The organism is Pedobacter ghigonis, from assembly GCF_903166585.1.
Lineage (GTDB): Bacteria > Bacteroidota > Bacteroidia > Sphingobacteriales > Sphingobacteriaceae > Pedobacter > Pedobacter ghigonis.
This window is the reverse complement of sequence record NZ_CAESCM010000004.1, coordinates 329,294-342,052: the sequence shown is the minus strand read 5'-3', so window position 1 is coordinate 342,052 and position 12,759 is coordinate 329,294. Positions and strand designations below refer to the sequence as shown.

Annotated in this window: 13 protein-coding genes and 1 pseudogene; 3 read left to right on the top strand and 11 right to left on the bottom strand. The window is 40.5% G+C overall.

The window, feature by feature from the left end:
• Positions 1-271: hypothetical protein (locus HWV58_RS24270; RefSeq protein ID WP_394354235.1), on the bottom strand; the 271-nt coding region annotated here is incomplete at its 3' end.
• A 2-nt stretch (positions 272-273) separates the two neighbouring features.
• Positions 274-513: pseudogene (locus HWV58_RS09090) on the bottom strand (magnesium chelatase domain-containing protein); the annotation flags it as partial.
• A gap of 123 nt (positions 514-636) precedes the next feature.
• Between HWV58_RS09090 and HWV58_RS09085 the strand changes: the two are divergent.
• The gene (locus HWV58_RS09085) at positions 637-1,422 is read left to right on the top strand and encodes an energy transducer TonB (RefSeq protein ID WP_175633798.1); all 786 of its coding nucleotides are present in this window, start codon (positions 637-639) and stop codon (positions 1,420-1,422) included.
• Between the two features lie 190 nt (positions 1,423-1,612).
• Here HWV58_RS09085 and ffh read toward each other — a convergent pair whose 3' ends face one another.
• Positions 1,613-2,950: a signal recognition particle protein gene (gene ffh, locus HWV58_RS09080; RefSeq protein ID WP_175633797.1), complete on the bottom strand. Its 1,338-nt coding sequence runs from the start codon at positions 2,948-2,950 to the stop codon at positions 1,613-1,615.
• Positions 2,951-3,141: 191 nt separating this feature from the next.
• Between ffh and HWV58_RS09075 the strand changes: the two genes are divergently transcribed.
• Complete coding sequence (locus HWV58_RS09075) at positions 3,142-5,562, top strand: DUF5916 domain-containing protein (RefSeq protein WP_175633796.1); 2,421 nt, start codon at positions 3,142-3,144, stop codon at positions 5,560-5,562.
• Positions 5,563-5,599: 37 nt separating this feature from the next.
• Here the strand turns inward: HWV58_RS09075 and HWV58_RS09070 are convergent, their stop codons facing one another.
• Positions 5,600-6,589 carry a helix-turn-helix domain-containing protein gene (locus HWV58_RS09070; RefSeq protein WP_175633795.1) on the bottom strand — a complete coding sequence of 330 codons (990 nt, stop codon included), beginning with the start codon at positions 6,587-6,589 and terminating at the stop codon, positions 5,600-5,602.
• Positions 6,590-6,685: 96 nt separating this feature from the next.
• Here HWV58_RS09070 and HWV58_RS09065 point away from each other — a divergent pair, with 96 nt between their 5' ends.
• On the top strand, positions 6,686-7,420 hold the full coding sequence (locus HWV58_RS09065; RefSeq protein ID WP_175633794.1) for a siderophore-interacting protein: 735 nt from the start codon (positions 6,686-6,688) through the stop codon (positions 7,418-7,420).
• A gap of 61 nt (positions 7,421-7,481) precedes the next feature.
• Here HWV58_RS09065 and HWV58_RS09060 read toward each other — a convergent pair whose 3' ends face one another.
• From HWV58_RS09060 to ruvX, 7 genes are all read right to left on the bottom strand, one after another.
• Entirely contained in the window at positions 7,482-8,483 is a 1,002-nt protein-coding gene (locus tag HWV58_RS09060) for a DUF3078 domain-containing protein (protein WP_175633793.1), read from the bottom strand.
• 94 nt (positions 8,484-8,577) lie between these two features.
• A complete protein-coding gene (locus HWV58_RS09055) occupies positions 8,578-8,901 on the bottom strand; it encodes a hypothetical protein (RefSeq protein ID WP_235972688.1) in 324 nt (107 codons plus the stop codon).
• Entirely contained in the window at positions 8,898-9,650 is a 753-nt protein-coding gene (locus tag HWV58_RS09050) for a hypothetical protein (RefSeq protein WP_175633792.1), read from the bottom strand. Before HWV58_RS09050 ends, HWV58_RS09055 begins: the two co-directional genes overlap by 4 nt.
• 48 nt (positions 9,651-9,698) lie before the next feature.
• Entirely contained in the window at positions 9,699-10,541 is an 843-nt protein-coding gene (locus HWV58_RS09045; RefSeq protein WP_175633791.1) for a glucosaminidase domain-containing protein, read from the bottom strand.
• Between the two features lie 137 nt (positions 10,542-10,678).
• Entirely contained in the window at positions 10,679-11,353 is a 675-nt protein-coding gene (locus HWV58_RS09040) for a glucosaminidase domain and LysM peptidoglycan-binding domain-containing protein (RefSeq protein WP_175633790.1), read from the bottom strand.
• 102 nt (positions 11,354-11,455) lie between these two features.
• Complete coding sequence (locus tag HWV58_RS09035; RefSeq protein WP_175633789.1) at positions 11,456-12,091, bottom strand: O-methyltransferase; 636 nt, start codon at positions 12,089-12,091, stop codon at positions 11,456-11,458.
• A gap of 7 nt (positions 12,092-12,098) precedes the next feature.
• Positions 12,099-12,515: a Holliday junction resolvase RuvX gene (ruvX, locus tag HWV58_RS09030; RefSeq protein WP_175633788.1), complete on the bottom strand. Its 417-nt coding sequence runs from the start codon at positions 12,513-12,515 to the stop codon at positions 12,099-12,101.
• Positions 12,516-12,759 lie beyond the last annotated feature (244 nt).

Below are 12,759 nucleotides of genomic sequence, written 5' to 3'. Positions count from 1 at the left end.
TCATCCCCCTTTCTCCGTAGGACTTCCGCATCAACACATCCATCGACAGGTATTTCCTGACGGTATTCCTATGCATCCCTAGCGATTTTGCAATTGCGTTGTTGGACAACCCTTTAGCCTGTAGTTTTTTCATCTCATCAAATCGTTGTTTGATAACACCGTCTGTAGCGGCCAGCTTCTTCCCTTTAGGAAAGTCTTTTGGAACCACCAGTGGTTCATCAACTGTTTTAGGGGCCACTGCTCTGCTGAGTCTGGTGTACTCGCGCACCATTACTCGTAAGAAGAACCTTCTTTTTTAAGGTCGGCAGGCGCCAGGTTAACTATAATTTTTTGTTTAGGCATTCTAAAGCCCGAAACCGTAATGGCACTGGCCACACGCCGCAAGCTTTCTTTTACAGCATTATCGGGCAGGCCTACCATGTAGTATTTGGTACCGGCACTAATATTCACTTCAATGGTTATGGTAAGTGCATTTACGCCATAAACAGCACTCCCGTATGTTTTTACAAGCATTCAATTTTTTTTAATAAAATAAAGTGGGATGTAAATTTATTCGGGATGAATATTTATTGACTAATATAAGAATTGTTTTAATAAAGTAATTACCATACTTTAGTTAAAAACACTTTTTTTACCATGAAAAAAACATTGATTACTTTTTACTTATTAATCCTGACACTTTGCAGCTTAGCTCAAAAAAAGAACGAATTTGTTGGAGTTACCGGACATATTTTTTTAGATGGTAAAAACACTTTAAAAAATAGTTCAATTAGATTATTAGGTTTGAGGGATAGGAAGAGCGGTATAAATGAAGACGGTACTTATTATTTATTGGTTCCAAAAAACATGGATGTTTTTGTGATAGCAGATGAAAAATATGTTACAAAAATTAATGCCAAAGATAAAAATGTCGATGTTTTCTTTTTTTCTGGAGAGAAAGATTTAACTAAACAGTATCTAAATGAATGGAATAAGACAAAAACTTTTTTTGATAATGTATATAAAAGCCTACCACCAGAAGAAGATTCAAATATTATTGGATCGCCAAGAGTAGATATTGCCATTCCCAATACAGCTACCAAAAATACACCAGTAGATTTTGGGAATAAAGTTTTTGATTTTATTAGTCTAGATTCCCAGCCTGAGTATCCAAAAGGCTATACTGAATGGAATAATTACATTAAAACGAATCTAAAATATCCAAAAGAGTCTGAAGCAAAGAATATTAAGGGAACTGTAATTATGTCATTGATTGTCGAAAAAGACGGTAGCTTTTCTGATATTAAAGTTAAGAAGGGACTCGATATCTATTGTGATAATGAAGCCAAACGATTACTAACAAGTTCTGAGAAATGGAAGCCAGGTGTTTTTCAAGGGAGTAAAGTTAGAACTCAATTAGATATCGCAATCAAATTCAATTAGTCACTTTTTGGAATAAGAGTTCGTTAACTTTATTATATGGAACTGCTTTTTACCTGCGTTACTGGATTAAGCCTGGGGCAAGGCTTTAACTAAACAAGAATGAAAAGCATATAAAAAAATCCCAACCATTTCTGATCGGGATTTTTTTATGTGCTATATATTATTCTCGCTTTAAGCTTTCAGTTAAACCCTATCTTCCAAACGGCATTTTAGGCATACCTTTCATCATGGCTGCTGCTGCGGCCGGGTTCGAAAACTGCTTCATCATTTTGCGCATATCTTCAAACTGCTTAATCAGCTTGCTTACTTCTTCTACTTTGCTGCCCGAGCCTTTTGCAATGCGTAAACGGCGGCTTTGCTGGATGGCATCAGGATTTTCTTTTTCGAATGGAGTCATCGAGTTAATAATGGCTTCGATTGATTTAAACGCATCGTCCTGAATATCTACGTTCTTCATCATTTTACCTACACCTGGAATCATACCCATCAAGTCTTTCATGTTACCCATTTTCTTAATTTGCTGAATCTGGTTATAGAAGTCGTTGAAATCGAATTTATTTTTACGGATTTTTTTCTGGAGTTCTGCCGCCTCTTTCTCGTCGAACTGCATTTGGGCACGTTCAACAAGGGAAACCACATCACCCATACCCAAAATACGCGAAGCCATACGATCAGGATAGAAAACATCAAGTGCTTCCATTTTCTCACCTGTACCAATAAATTTGATCGGTTTGTTTACAACCGATTTAATTGAAAGGGCCGCACCACCGCGGGTATCACCATCTAATTTAGTTAAAACAACACCTGTAAAGTCTAAGCGGTCGTTAAATACTTTTGCTGTATTTACGGCATCCTGACCAGTCATGGCATCCACTACAAATAAAATCTCGTGTGGATTGGTTTTAGCTTTAACCTCCGATATTTCGTTCATCAACGATTCGTCGATCGCTAAACGGCCGGCGGTATCGATAATGATTACATTATTTCCATTTTGTTTACCATGGGCAATACCTTCTAAAGCAATACCCACCGGATCGTTTGAAGCACGGTTGGCATAAACAGAAACGCCCACTGTGGTACCTAAAACCTCTAACTGATCAACAGCGGCAGGACGGTACATGTCGCCGGCAACCAATAAAGGTTTTTTGCCTTTACCTTTTAAATGCAAGGCTAGTTTACCGGCAAATGTGGTTTTACCCGCACCGTTTAAACCTGCTATTAAAATAATGGTTGGGTTGGTTTTGGTATCTAATTCGGTAACCTCGCCGCCCATTAAGGCCGCAAGCTCATCGTTCATGATTTTGGTAAGCAACTGACCCGGCGAAACCGCTGTAAGTACATTTTGCCCCAAAGCTTTTTGCCTTACCTCATCAGTAAATGCTTTTGCTGTTTTATAGTTAACGTCGGCATCTAATAATGCTTTACGAATCTCTTTCATGGTTTCTGCCACGTTGATTTCCGTAATGCTGCCCTGTCCTTTTAATACTTTAAACGCTCTGTCTAGCTTGTCCTGTAAATTATCAAACATCTTTTTTTAAGCTAAAGGCTTAGTGCCGGATGGCAAAAAGCTACTTGTTTTTAATAAAAGGCAAATGTATCAAATTTTGATTGTAAATCTTAGCAACTCAAAGTCAAAACTTTATGGCCGGGCGATTATATTTCTGTTTTGATGCAACATTTTCCCGGAGAGTTAGTCTTATACCCGATTAACTTAAACGAATGAAGCGCTGCATCCTCCCGGTTTTACTATTGATATGTGCTTTTTGCAAGGCCCAGGATATTACCAAACAAAAGCATTTAGCCGCTAAAAGAACGCTTGAAAGCCCTAAAATTGATGGTGTTTTAGACGATGCCTGCTGGAGAGATGTTCCGGTTGCTACCGATTTTTTTCAGATCAGGCCTCACCCTGGGAAGGTAGAAACCGCTGATCGGCGTACCGAAATGAAGGTGCTTTACGATGATGTGGCCATTTACGTTTATGCACGCATGTACGATAGCCCGGATAGTGTTTCGCATGAGTTGGTTTCGAGGGATAATATTGGAAATGCCGATTTCATCTCCATTATTGTCGATCCCTTTTACGATAAAATGAATGGCAATGGCTTTTTTGTTACCGCTGCAGGTGTGCAGTTCGATGCCAAATACTCGCAAGTAGGTAATGAAGACGAAAACTGGAATGCAGTTTGGGAAAGTGCAGTTAAAATCGACGATAAAGGCTGGACCTGCGAAATGAAAATTCCTTACTCTGCCCTGCGCTTTTCAGGCAAGGATGTACAGAACTGGGGATTAAATTTCAGCCGCAGGATACAGCGCAGCAATACCCAAACCTTCTGGAATTTTGTTGACCCAAAGGTAAATGGTTTTATCAATCAGGAAGGGCTTTGGACAGGTATTAAAGACATTAAACCACCCTTGCGGCTTTCTTTTTCGCCATACCTGTCTGCCTACGTAAACCACTACCCTATAAATCAACCGGGGGTTAAAAACACAACTTCGCGTTTCAATGGCGGTATGGATGTGAAATATGGTATTAACAACAGTTTTACTCTGGATATGACTTTGGTGCCCGATTTTGGTCAGGTGCAATCAGATAACCGCATTCTTAATCTTACCCCTTTTGAGGTAAAGTTTAATGAAAACCGGCAGTTTTTTACCGAAGGAACCGAGTTATTTAACAAAGGCGATTTATTTTATTCAAAACGGATTGGCTCTATACCGGCCTATTACAATTACAGCGGGGTTGGAAACGATAAAATTGTGAAAGACCAAACCGAGGCCAAGGTTTTAAATGCTACCAAAATTTCGGGGCGTACGGCAAAGGGTTTGGGCATCGGTATTTTTAATGCCATTACCAACAGCATGCAGACGGAAGTGGAAGACGCACAGGGTAACCTTCGTGAGGTAGAAACACAGCCCTTAACCAATTACAACATCCTGGTTTTCGATCAATCTTTAAAAAACAACAGTTCGGCCACTTTTATCAATACCAATGTTTTGCGGCAAGGCTCTGCTTACGATGCGAATGTGAGCGCGCTCCTTTTCAATTTAAATAACAAAAACAATAAATATTTCGTAAACGGTGGTGCTAAAATGAGCTATTTGAGGGGCGAAGAAAGCAGTACCGGTTACAGCTATACACTGCGGTTTGGGAAACAGAGCGGTAACTTTACCTGGAGCTACAACCAGGTATATGCCGATAATAAATTCGATCCATCGGATATGGGTTTCTTTACCAACAATAACTTTTTGGATCAGCGCATTGGCGTTGGCTACAACATATACAAACCCAGCAAATGGTACAATCAATTTGAAAGCTGGCTAAATTTAAACTATTCGCGTAGGGCGATTCCAGCAGCTTATCAAAAAATTGGTTTTAACGGAGGGTATTGGGTTCAGTTTAAAAACCAGTGGTCGGCAGAGCTGGATGTAAGCTGGGACAGAAAAAGCAACGATTTTTACGAAGCAAGGAACGGGCAGGTTTACCACGCTCCCGAAAATTATGGTGTAAGTTTGTACATCAATCCCAACCGCGCCAAAGCGTATAATTTTGGCGGAAACATACGCTTTTTTGAACAACAGCTTTTTAAAGGTAAAATGTATAACTTTTACTTTTTTCAAAACTTAAGGCTTAACGATAAAGTTGCGTTTGGATTGGATTTAAACTTTAACCCGAATTACAACTATGTAAACTGGGTTACTACACAAGGCAATCAAGCTATTTTTTCAAGGTATGATCGCCGAACGGTAGAAAACTCGTTCGATGCCAAATATACTTTTACCAACCTGATGGGGATTACTGTGGTGTTGCGACACTACTGGAGCGACAGAAGGAATAAGGAATTTTACCTGCTTAAGCCAGATGGTAACTTAACCGATTATCAGGGCGCATCATTAACCGGAATGGACCGCAATTACAATGTTTTTAACATCGATTTAATTTATACCTGGCAGTTTGCACCCGGAAGTACACTTTCGCTTTCGTATAAAGATGCTGCCGAAACTTACGATACTTTTTATACACAGCGTTACAACAAGAACCTGAGCGGGATTTTAAATGCTCCTCAAAATAACAGTTTATCGATTAAGGTTTTGTACTATGTGGATTATTTGGATTTGAAGAAGAAACGTAAAAAAAGCTAAAAACTTATATTCGATGGGGTTAAACCCATCGCAAATATTACCGCGCTTTGCCGGGGCTTAAGCCAAATTTCCGGGTAAAGGCCTTGTTAAAATGCTGTACCGATGAGTAACCTAAATCCTCAGAGATATTTTTAATGTCGACCTGTTTATCGGCCAAAAGCTCTTTTGCTTTCATGAGTCTATAGTCGCTCAGGTAAGCAAAAACAGAGTTGCCAAATGTTTCCTTAAAGCCCTGTTTTAGTTTAAACTCGTTTATACCGGCTATTTTTGCCAGTTCGGTTAAAGAAGGTGGTTTGCAGGCATTTGCCAACAAGTATTCTCTCGCATAATAAATCCGTTCTTTATCGTAAGCCGATTTTAATGCCGGGCGCTCTGTTTTCTTAGCCGCCTCTTCAAAAGCCTGTGCCTGTAGCGCCAAAAGCTCCAAACATTTAGATTGAAGGAACAATAATTTTAATCCACCTGTGAAATGGCAGTTCATAATATCGTTGATACAGCTGTGCATGGCCAAACTGATGGGCAGATTTTCCGATGAAATTTCTACCGAACGGTTATTCATGATGTTTTCGGCAAAATTCCTTAATAACGTACTGCTTTCGCTCGTTAAATCAATAAAGCGCGACCGTTCGAAGTTTACTTCAAAGAATTTATGCGGGCCACCTACCGTAAACTCGGCCATTCCATCAAAATCAGGGCTGTAGATAATATTGTGTTGATTGGCTTTAATATCCAGGCGTTTGTTGGTGAGGTAATTTTCCATAATCCCCCCTCCCATAATCGAAAAATGTAGCTCAACCATATCAGGTTCATCAAAAGATTTGATGCGCAGGCGGCTCTTCTTTACCAGCATATCGCCGTAAACAATATAAATTCCCGAAAAAGCGATCTCCACAATCTCTGCATCGCCAAACGGAAAGCTATATTTATCCCTCCGCTCGGTTACAAGGGCCTGATTAAGTGCATTATTGTCGAGTTTGTTCCCTACAACATAATATCTCTCGTCGCCGTCATAAATATTTAGGGCCATAAAATCCTTTTGATATAAACTTTAATCCTTTTGGTATAAAAAGATCCGTTTGTTAGACAACTACTTTTGTTCAAAGTTACTAAACAAATTAATACGATGCCTAAGTTACCATCATGGCTGGTCAACACAATGGAAAAGGTGATCAGCAACAAAATATACGCTGTAGAGGTTGTAGAAACAAAAATGCTCAGCAGCAACCTGAAATGTATCACCTTTAAGGGCGATTTTTTCGACGCGAAATTTATGCCGGGCAACGAGGTGCTTTTTAGGGTAAATGCCAACGAGTACCGTCACTATACCTTATCGGCTTTCGATCATGAAAACGATACCTGCGAGGTTATTTTTTATTTAAACCAGCAAGGACCCGGATTTAATTTTGCCGCTAATATCCAAAAAGGCGATCATTTAAAGCTTATTGCCGACCGCGCAAGGGTAAAGTACAACGAAGCTTCCAATCAGCATTTCTTCTTTGGAGATGAAACCAGCATGGGGCTGTACGAGTCGCTGGGAAAAAAAGCATTAGATGAGGATGTAGAGTATTTCGGTGTATTGGAATTGCAGGAAGAAAATTTCGATTCGGTTGATCACATTAACCTGTTGATTGATGTGGTACCATCAGATTTGAGCGCGCCGGCACAAAATGCGATAACCTGGATGGATAATATGCATCCTATGTGCTGGGAAATGTGGCAAAATGCTACCTTCTATCTCACCGGGCGCGCAAAATCGGTACAACAGTTTAAAAAATACCTTAAACAACGGGGTGTACGCTTCAGCCAGATGATTACCATGCCTTACTGGGAAATTGGTAAAGTTGGCGGCGGAGCTTAAAAAAATGGGCTAAAAAAAAGACCACAGCGTAAACTGTGGTCTTTTTTTAATTTATATACCGCTACCTCGGAAAGGTAAAGGCAAAGCCCAGCGCCAGGGTTTGACTGGCTTGAATATTTACATCAGTATCTTTATCAAATAATACTACTCCGGTTAAGCTGGTGTTCATAAAACGGTTAATTTTTGCAGTAAGCGCAACATCCAAACGGTGGTCAATTCGCGACCAGCCAATGTTTTCATATGGAACAAACATCAGGTAACGGGCCTTAAGGTTGGTATTGGTAAAAATATCCTTATCAAAAGCACTTACTACCTGGAAAGCGAGTTCGTTGCGGAATTTCTTGCCTTTATCAACCCCGTAAACATTTGGTTTTTTATCGTAAACAGCTGTATCGAGCACAAAGGTCTGCCTTGCGGTACCGGTACCAATACGGGTAGAGAAATATTTTACAGGTTTGTACTCAAAACCGATCGATTCGGTCAAATAACCCGGGGCCATAAACCTCGAAATAAGCACTTGTTGCTCATCGCCGTTACCGTCTCTATAGTACCTGTAGCCGCTATCAAACTGCGATTCGAAACTCACCGATCCGAAGAAATACCAGCTTTTTGATAATTGGAATGATGCTTTATTATCCCAGAAGATACGATCGTTGGTTTTCTTTTGCAGCTGGTCTTTGTTTTTAATCTTGCCATATTGCAAAACCACCTCACTTACGTAGCTATAGCTGTTTTTATTGTATTCTGCTTTCCAGTTAAGCAAACCGCCTACTGCAATAGAGTTTGTACCCCCACCTTTCCAGTTATCACTAAACTGCGCCTGGTTAATGTTAATACCAATATTGGTTCTGGTTTTCCAGTAACTTATTTTGGCATTTACAACAAGCGGTTTAATTTTTACGGGTTCGAAATTTAGCGGCCCTTGTCTGCTCGGCAGCGGACTGCGTTTTAATTTTATGTTCAGGTCTTTGGTATTGATCGGAATCGTATCAATTTCCTGAGCATATAATTTTGTAGAGCAGAGACTTAGAATAAGGGCTATGGCAGCTAAAAAGTTCTTCATTACTTACAAAGAAAAACAAAATTTTTAGAGATAAAAAGCATTTAACAAAATGATTGTCAGCATGACAATTGCATTTGCCAGTAAAACAGCGCTTTCATATCTTTTTCAACCAACCGTACCAACTGCCATTTTTAAGGTATTGCAGATTGTGCTCGTGGTTGTATGCTTCTTTTTCAAAAATGATGTTCCGGTAGGCCAGATGGTGGTTCCGGTATTTCATCAGGTTTACGAAATAGTTGAGCAGGTAGCAGATATAAAAAGGCAGAATAAGTAATTCGAGTTGCTGGCGCAGGTGGATTTTTTCGTGGTTAATGATTGTTGCATCGTTTTTAAGCCCTGCCGATTTAACCAGTATGAATGGAAACAGGGCCATGCCGGCGGCCGGCAGCTTTTTAACGATGAAGATGGGCGCTTTCACAGCTTCTCGATGGTTATTTTAGGCAATGGAGGCAATTGCAATGCTTTTGGATTTATCCGGTAACTTTTGTAGGCATTGCGGATAAACATATTAAAGGCATAATCATCCGCATCGAGTACAAACTGGTATGTTGGCCGGTATTGCTGCATAAAATCGGTAAGCTCATCATCTTTAATACCCAATACCTGACGTACCAAATTGGCATTAAAACGGTAATCGATCAAATCTTCGCGGTAATCTTTTTCGAGGATTTTTTGCAAATGACGAGCATTTCTACCTTGCCTGCTCAAGAGGTTGTAAATGGCATCGATACCTAAGCCTACGCCACCATTACCTAAGTTTAACAGGTCTTTGCTGCTGCCCTTCATGGTTTGGTAGCGGTATTCCTGAACATTTTTTTCGTACAGTTGCTGTGGCGTAAGGCGTTTCTGCTGGATAACCACATCACGTAAACGGATACCCAGCGATTTAAGCTGGAAGTATGCTGCCGTTTGACCTTTAAATACTATTGTATCTACGCCGTAGCCCGATAAAGCGGCAACCAGGGTATCGCCCGGAATGGCAAAAGTACTAAACTCGCCTTTAGTGTTGTTATAGAGCCCGTCGCCTGTGCGGATGTTATAGATGTAAACTTTCGCCAGTCGCTGTTTGGTTTCTTTGTCAATAACAATGCCTTGCACAGGTTTGGTTTGTGCATAAAGTGCGGTACTGAAGCCGAAAGCCAGAATAAGGATAACAAAAAATTTCATCAGATTACAAAACTACAAATATCTGGCAGGCCGGGTTTGTACTTAACATTATTTAACCTTAAGCACCTGACCCAGTTTAATGCCATCGGCACTCATTTCGTTCAGCATTTTCAACTGATCGACGGTTAAGTTAAAACGTTTTGCAATATTATACAAAGTATCGCCTTTTACAACAGTATAAGTTCCGTCGGCTAAAATAGGCTTGGCACCTGCCGGAGGTGTTTCAACTGGTGTAAATTTGGCTTTCTCTTTGGGGATATTTTGGTTAATTTCTGAAAAAACACGGTCTTCGCGGGCAATCTTCTGCTTTTCGCTCTCTGCCTGGTCGTACTGGTAAAGCTGGTATTTTTCGATGGTGTTGATCAGTAAATCAGGATAGCGTGGGTTGGTGGCATAACCAGCCGTTTTTAATCCTTGCGCCCAGCTTTTATAGTCGTTTTTATCCAATTGAAAAAGGAAGCTGTACCGCTTGCGTTTCAGAAATTCTGAATGATCTCTGAAAGATTCGCGGGCATCTTTATACACCCTGAAGCAGTCGTTTTTCTGGTCATCATCGCGAAAATAGTTTTTGCCTTTCCATTCAGATGTACACTTAATGCCGAAGTGGTTGTTGGCATATTTGGCCAGGTCGCTGTTTCCGCTACCAGACTCCAAAATACCTTGCGCAAGCGTAATACTGGCCGGGATGCCGCTCTGGTTCATCTCTTCAACAGCTACCCCTTTAAACTCATCGATATAACTTAAGGTATTGTAGCTCTTGTAATTGTTGTTGTTCGCTTTATTGGCTTCTTTTTCGATTTGCTTATTGTTTTTCGAAAACTTTCTGGTGCCGCATGAGCTAAAAAAAACAAGGATTGCCGCAATAATGATGAGATGATTAGCTGAACGCATGGGGATGTTTATGGGTTAATTGTTTAAATTGGTTAACTAAAAACTGAAAATTGCAAACTGTATATGGTTAATTGTTTAAATCGGTTAATTGGTTAACTGTGGAATTACAAACTGACAATTGAAAATTGCAAACTGACTTAAAACTTAATTTTCTGCCCTGGTTTTAAGTTTACTTTCTTCATGCCGTTTTTCTGCATCAGCGCCTTAACCGTAGTGCCTTTCTTTTTGGCAATTACACTTAGGTTATCGCCTGTTCTAACCGTGTATGTTTTTGACCGGGCTGTACTTCTTTTCCTGCTGCGTACAGGACTGGCATAAACAGGTTCTTCGTAACCTTCCGGGCGTTCGTCATACTGGTACAGCTCATACTTTTTAATCAGGCCGATTACCTGCGAAGCCCAGCTTCTGCTGTGGGCGTAACCACAACGTCTGATCCCGTATGCCCAACCTTTATAATCGTACTGATCATATTTGGCAAAAAGGTTGTTAAAAGGCTCGCGCGTTTCCATAATTTCCACAAAATGGCTGTAAGATTCGTCGGCATTTAAATAATCGCGGTATGAAGAACGGATTTCGGCGTTATTGTTTGGACCTTTCACCCCAAAGTGGTTATTGAGGTGCTGTGCAATTCTGCTATTGCCCGATGCCGATTCGTGTATGGCAACTGCAAGAATTATACTTGCCGGGATTTTATGATCGCGCATTAAATCCTGTGCGTATTCTACATGCTCGGCAATATACTCGTCTGTATCTTGTGCTTTTACAGCAATTCCTGTTAAAAGGAACAGACAAAAAGTAAAGATTTTCTTCATTTCTTTAGTATTTCCGTCATTGCGAGGCACGAAGCAATCCTACTACTATCGATATTCAACCCAGCGCTTTAAGATTGCTTCGTGCCTCGCAATGACGATCTGTTATAACTTCCTGATCACAAACAAACCATCCCTAACGGGTAATATTAATTTTTCAACCCGCTTATCGTCAGCTATTTTATCATTAAAACTAGTAATATTTCTGGTGTCTTTGTCTTGTTTCTCCTGAAGTACTTTTCCACTCCATAGCACATTATCCACAATGATTATTCCACCGGGGCGTACACGGTCAAAAATCAGGTCGTAATAAGTACCGTTATTTTTCTTGTCGGCATCGATAAAAACAATGTCGAAAATTTCGTCTAAATCATTTATTGTAGAATTGGCATCGCCCAGGATGTACTTAATCTGGTGGTTAAATGCCGATTTTGCAAAATTGCCACGCACCATATCTTCCAGCTCCTCGTTAACATCCAAAGTATAAAGTATGCCATCTTTGGTTAGCCCTTCAGCCAGGCACAAAGTGGCGTAACCGGTAAAAGTGCCGATTTCTAAAATCCGTTTAGGCGAAACCATTTTGCTGAGCATACTCAAAACCCTGCCCTGGTAATGGCCGGAAAGCATGCGGGGCATTAACACTTTAAGATTGGTTTCGCGGTCTATGTGCTGTAAGAGCTCGCTCTCAGGCTCGCAGTAGGCAATTAGTAAATCTTGTAAATCGTCGTTTATCAGGCTCATTTGTTGGTTATAAACGGTTGGTTTCCATAAAATATTGTAGAATAATGGTTGCGGCAATGGTATCTACCCTTTCTTTGTCGCGGCGGTCTTGTTTTTTTAGCCCGCTTTGCATAATCGCCTGGTGTGCCATTTTAGAGGTAAAGCGCTCATCAACCCAATGCCTGGGGATATCCGGAAATGATTTTTTTAACAAGGTAGCAAAGCCCTTTACATGTTGCGCCGAATCGGAAGGTGATCCGTCCATTTGTTTCGGATCGCCGATTACAAAGGCCTCAACCTGCTCGGTAAGCATATATTTTTTAATGTACTCAATTACATCTTTTGGGTGGATTGTATCCAGGCCGGTAGCAATAATCTGCAATGGATCGGTTACTGCAATGCCGATACGTTTGGTACCGTAATCAAAAGCTAAAATTCTGGCCATAATCTTGCTTGGCGTTAGGGGTTTGGCGAAGCATACTAGCTTGCCTGTAAAATTTAAAAGTCCAAAGGTAGTGTTTTTTGCGAAATGGGTTTTTGGGCTTTAAGCTAGTTCACCGTTTAGCCTTTTTACTTTGATTTGGTGCCACCCATGGTGGGAAGGTTTCAAAGTTACTTTGATGTGCTGCCACCCATGGTGGCGAACTTTCATATAAATATCGTTTAATCGGTTTTTTTGGGTTAACTGC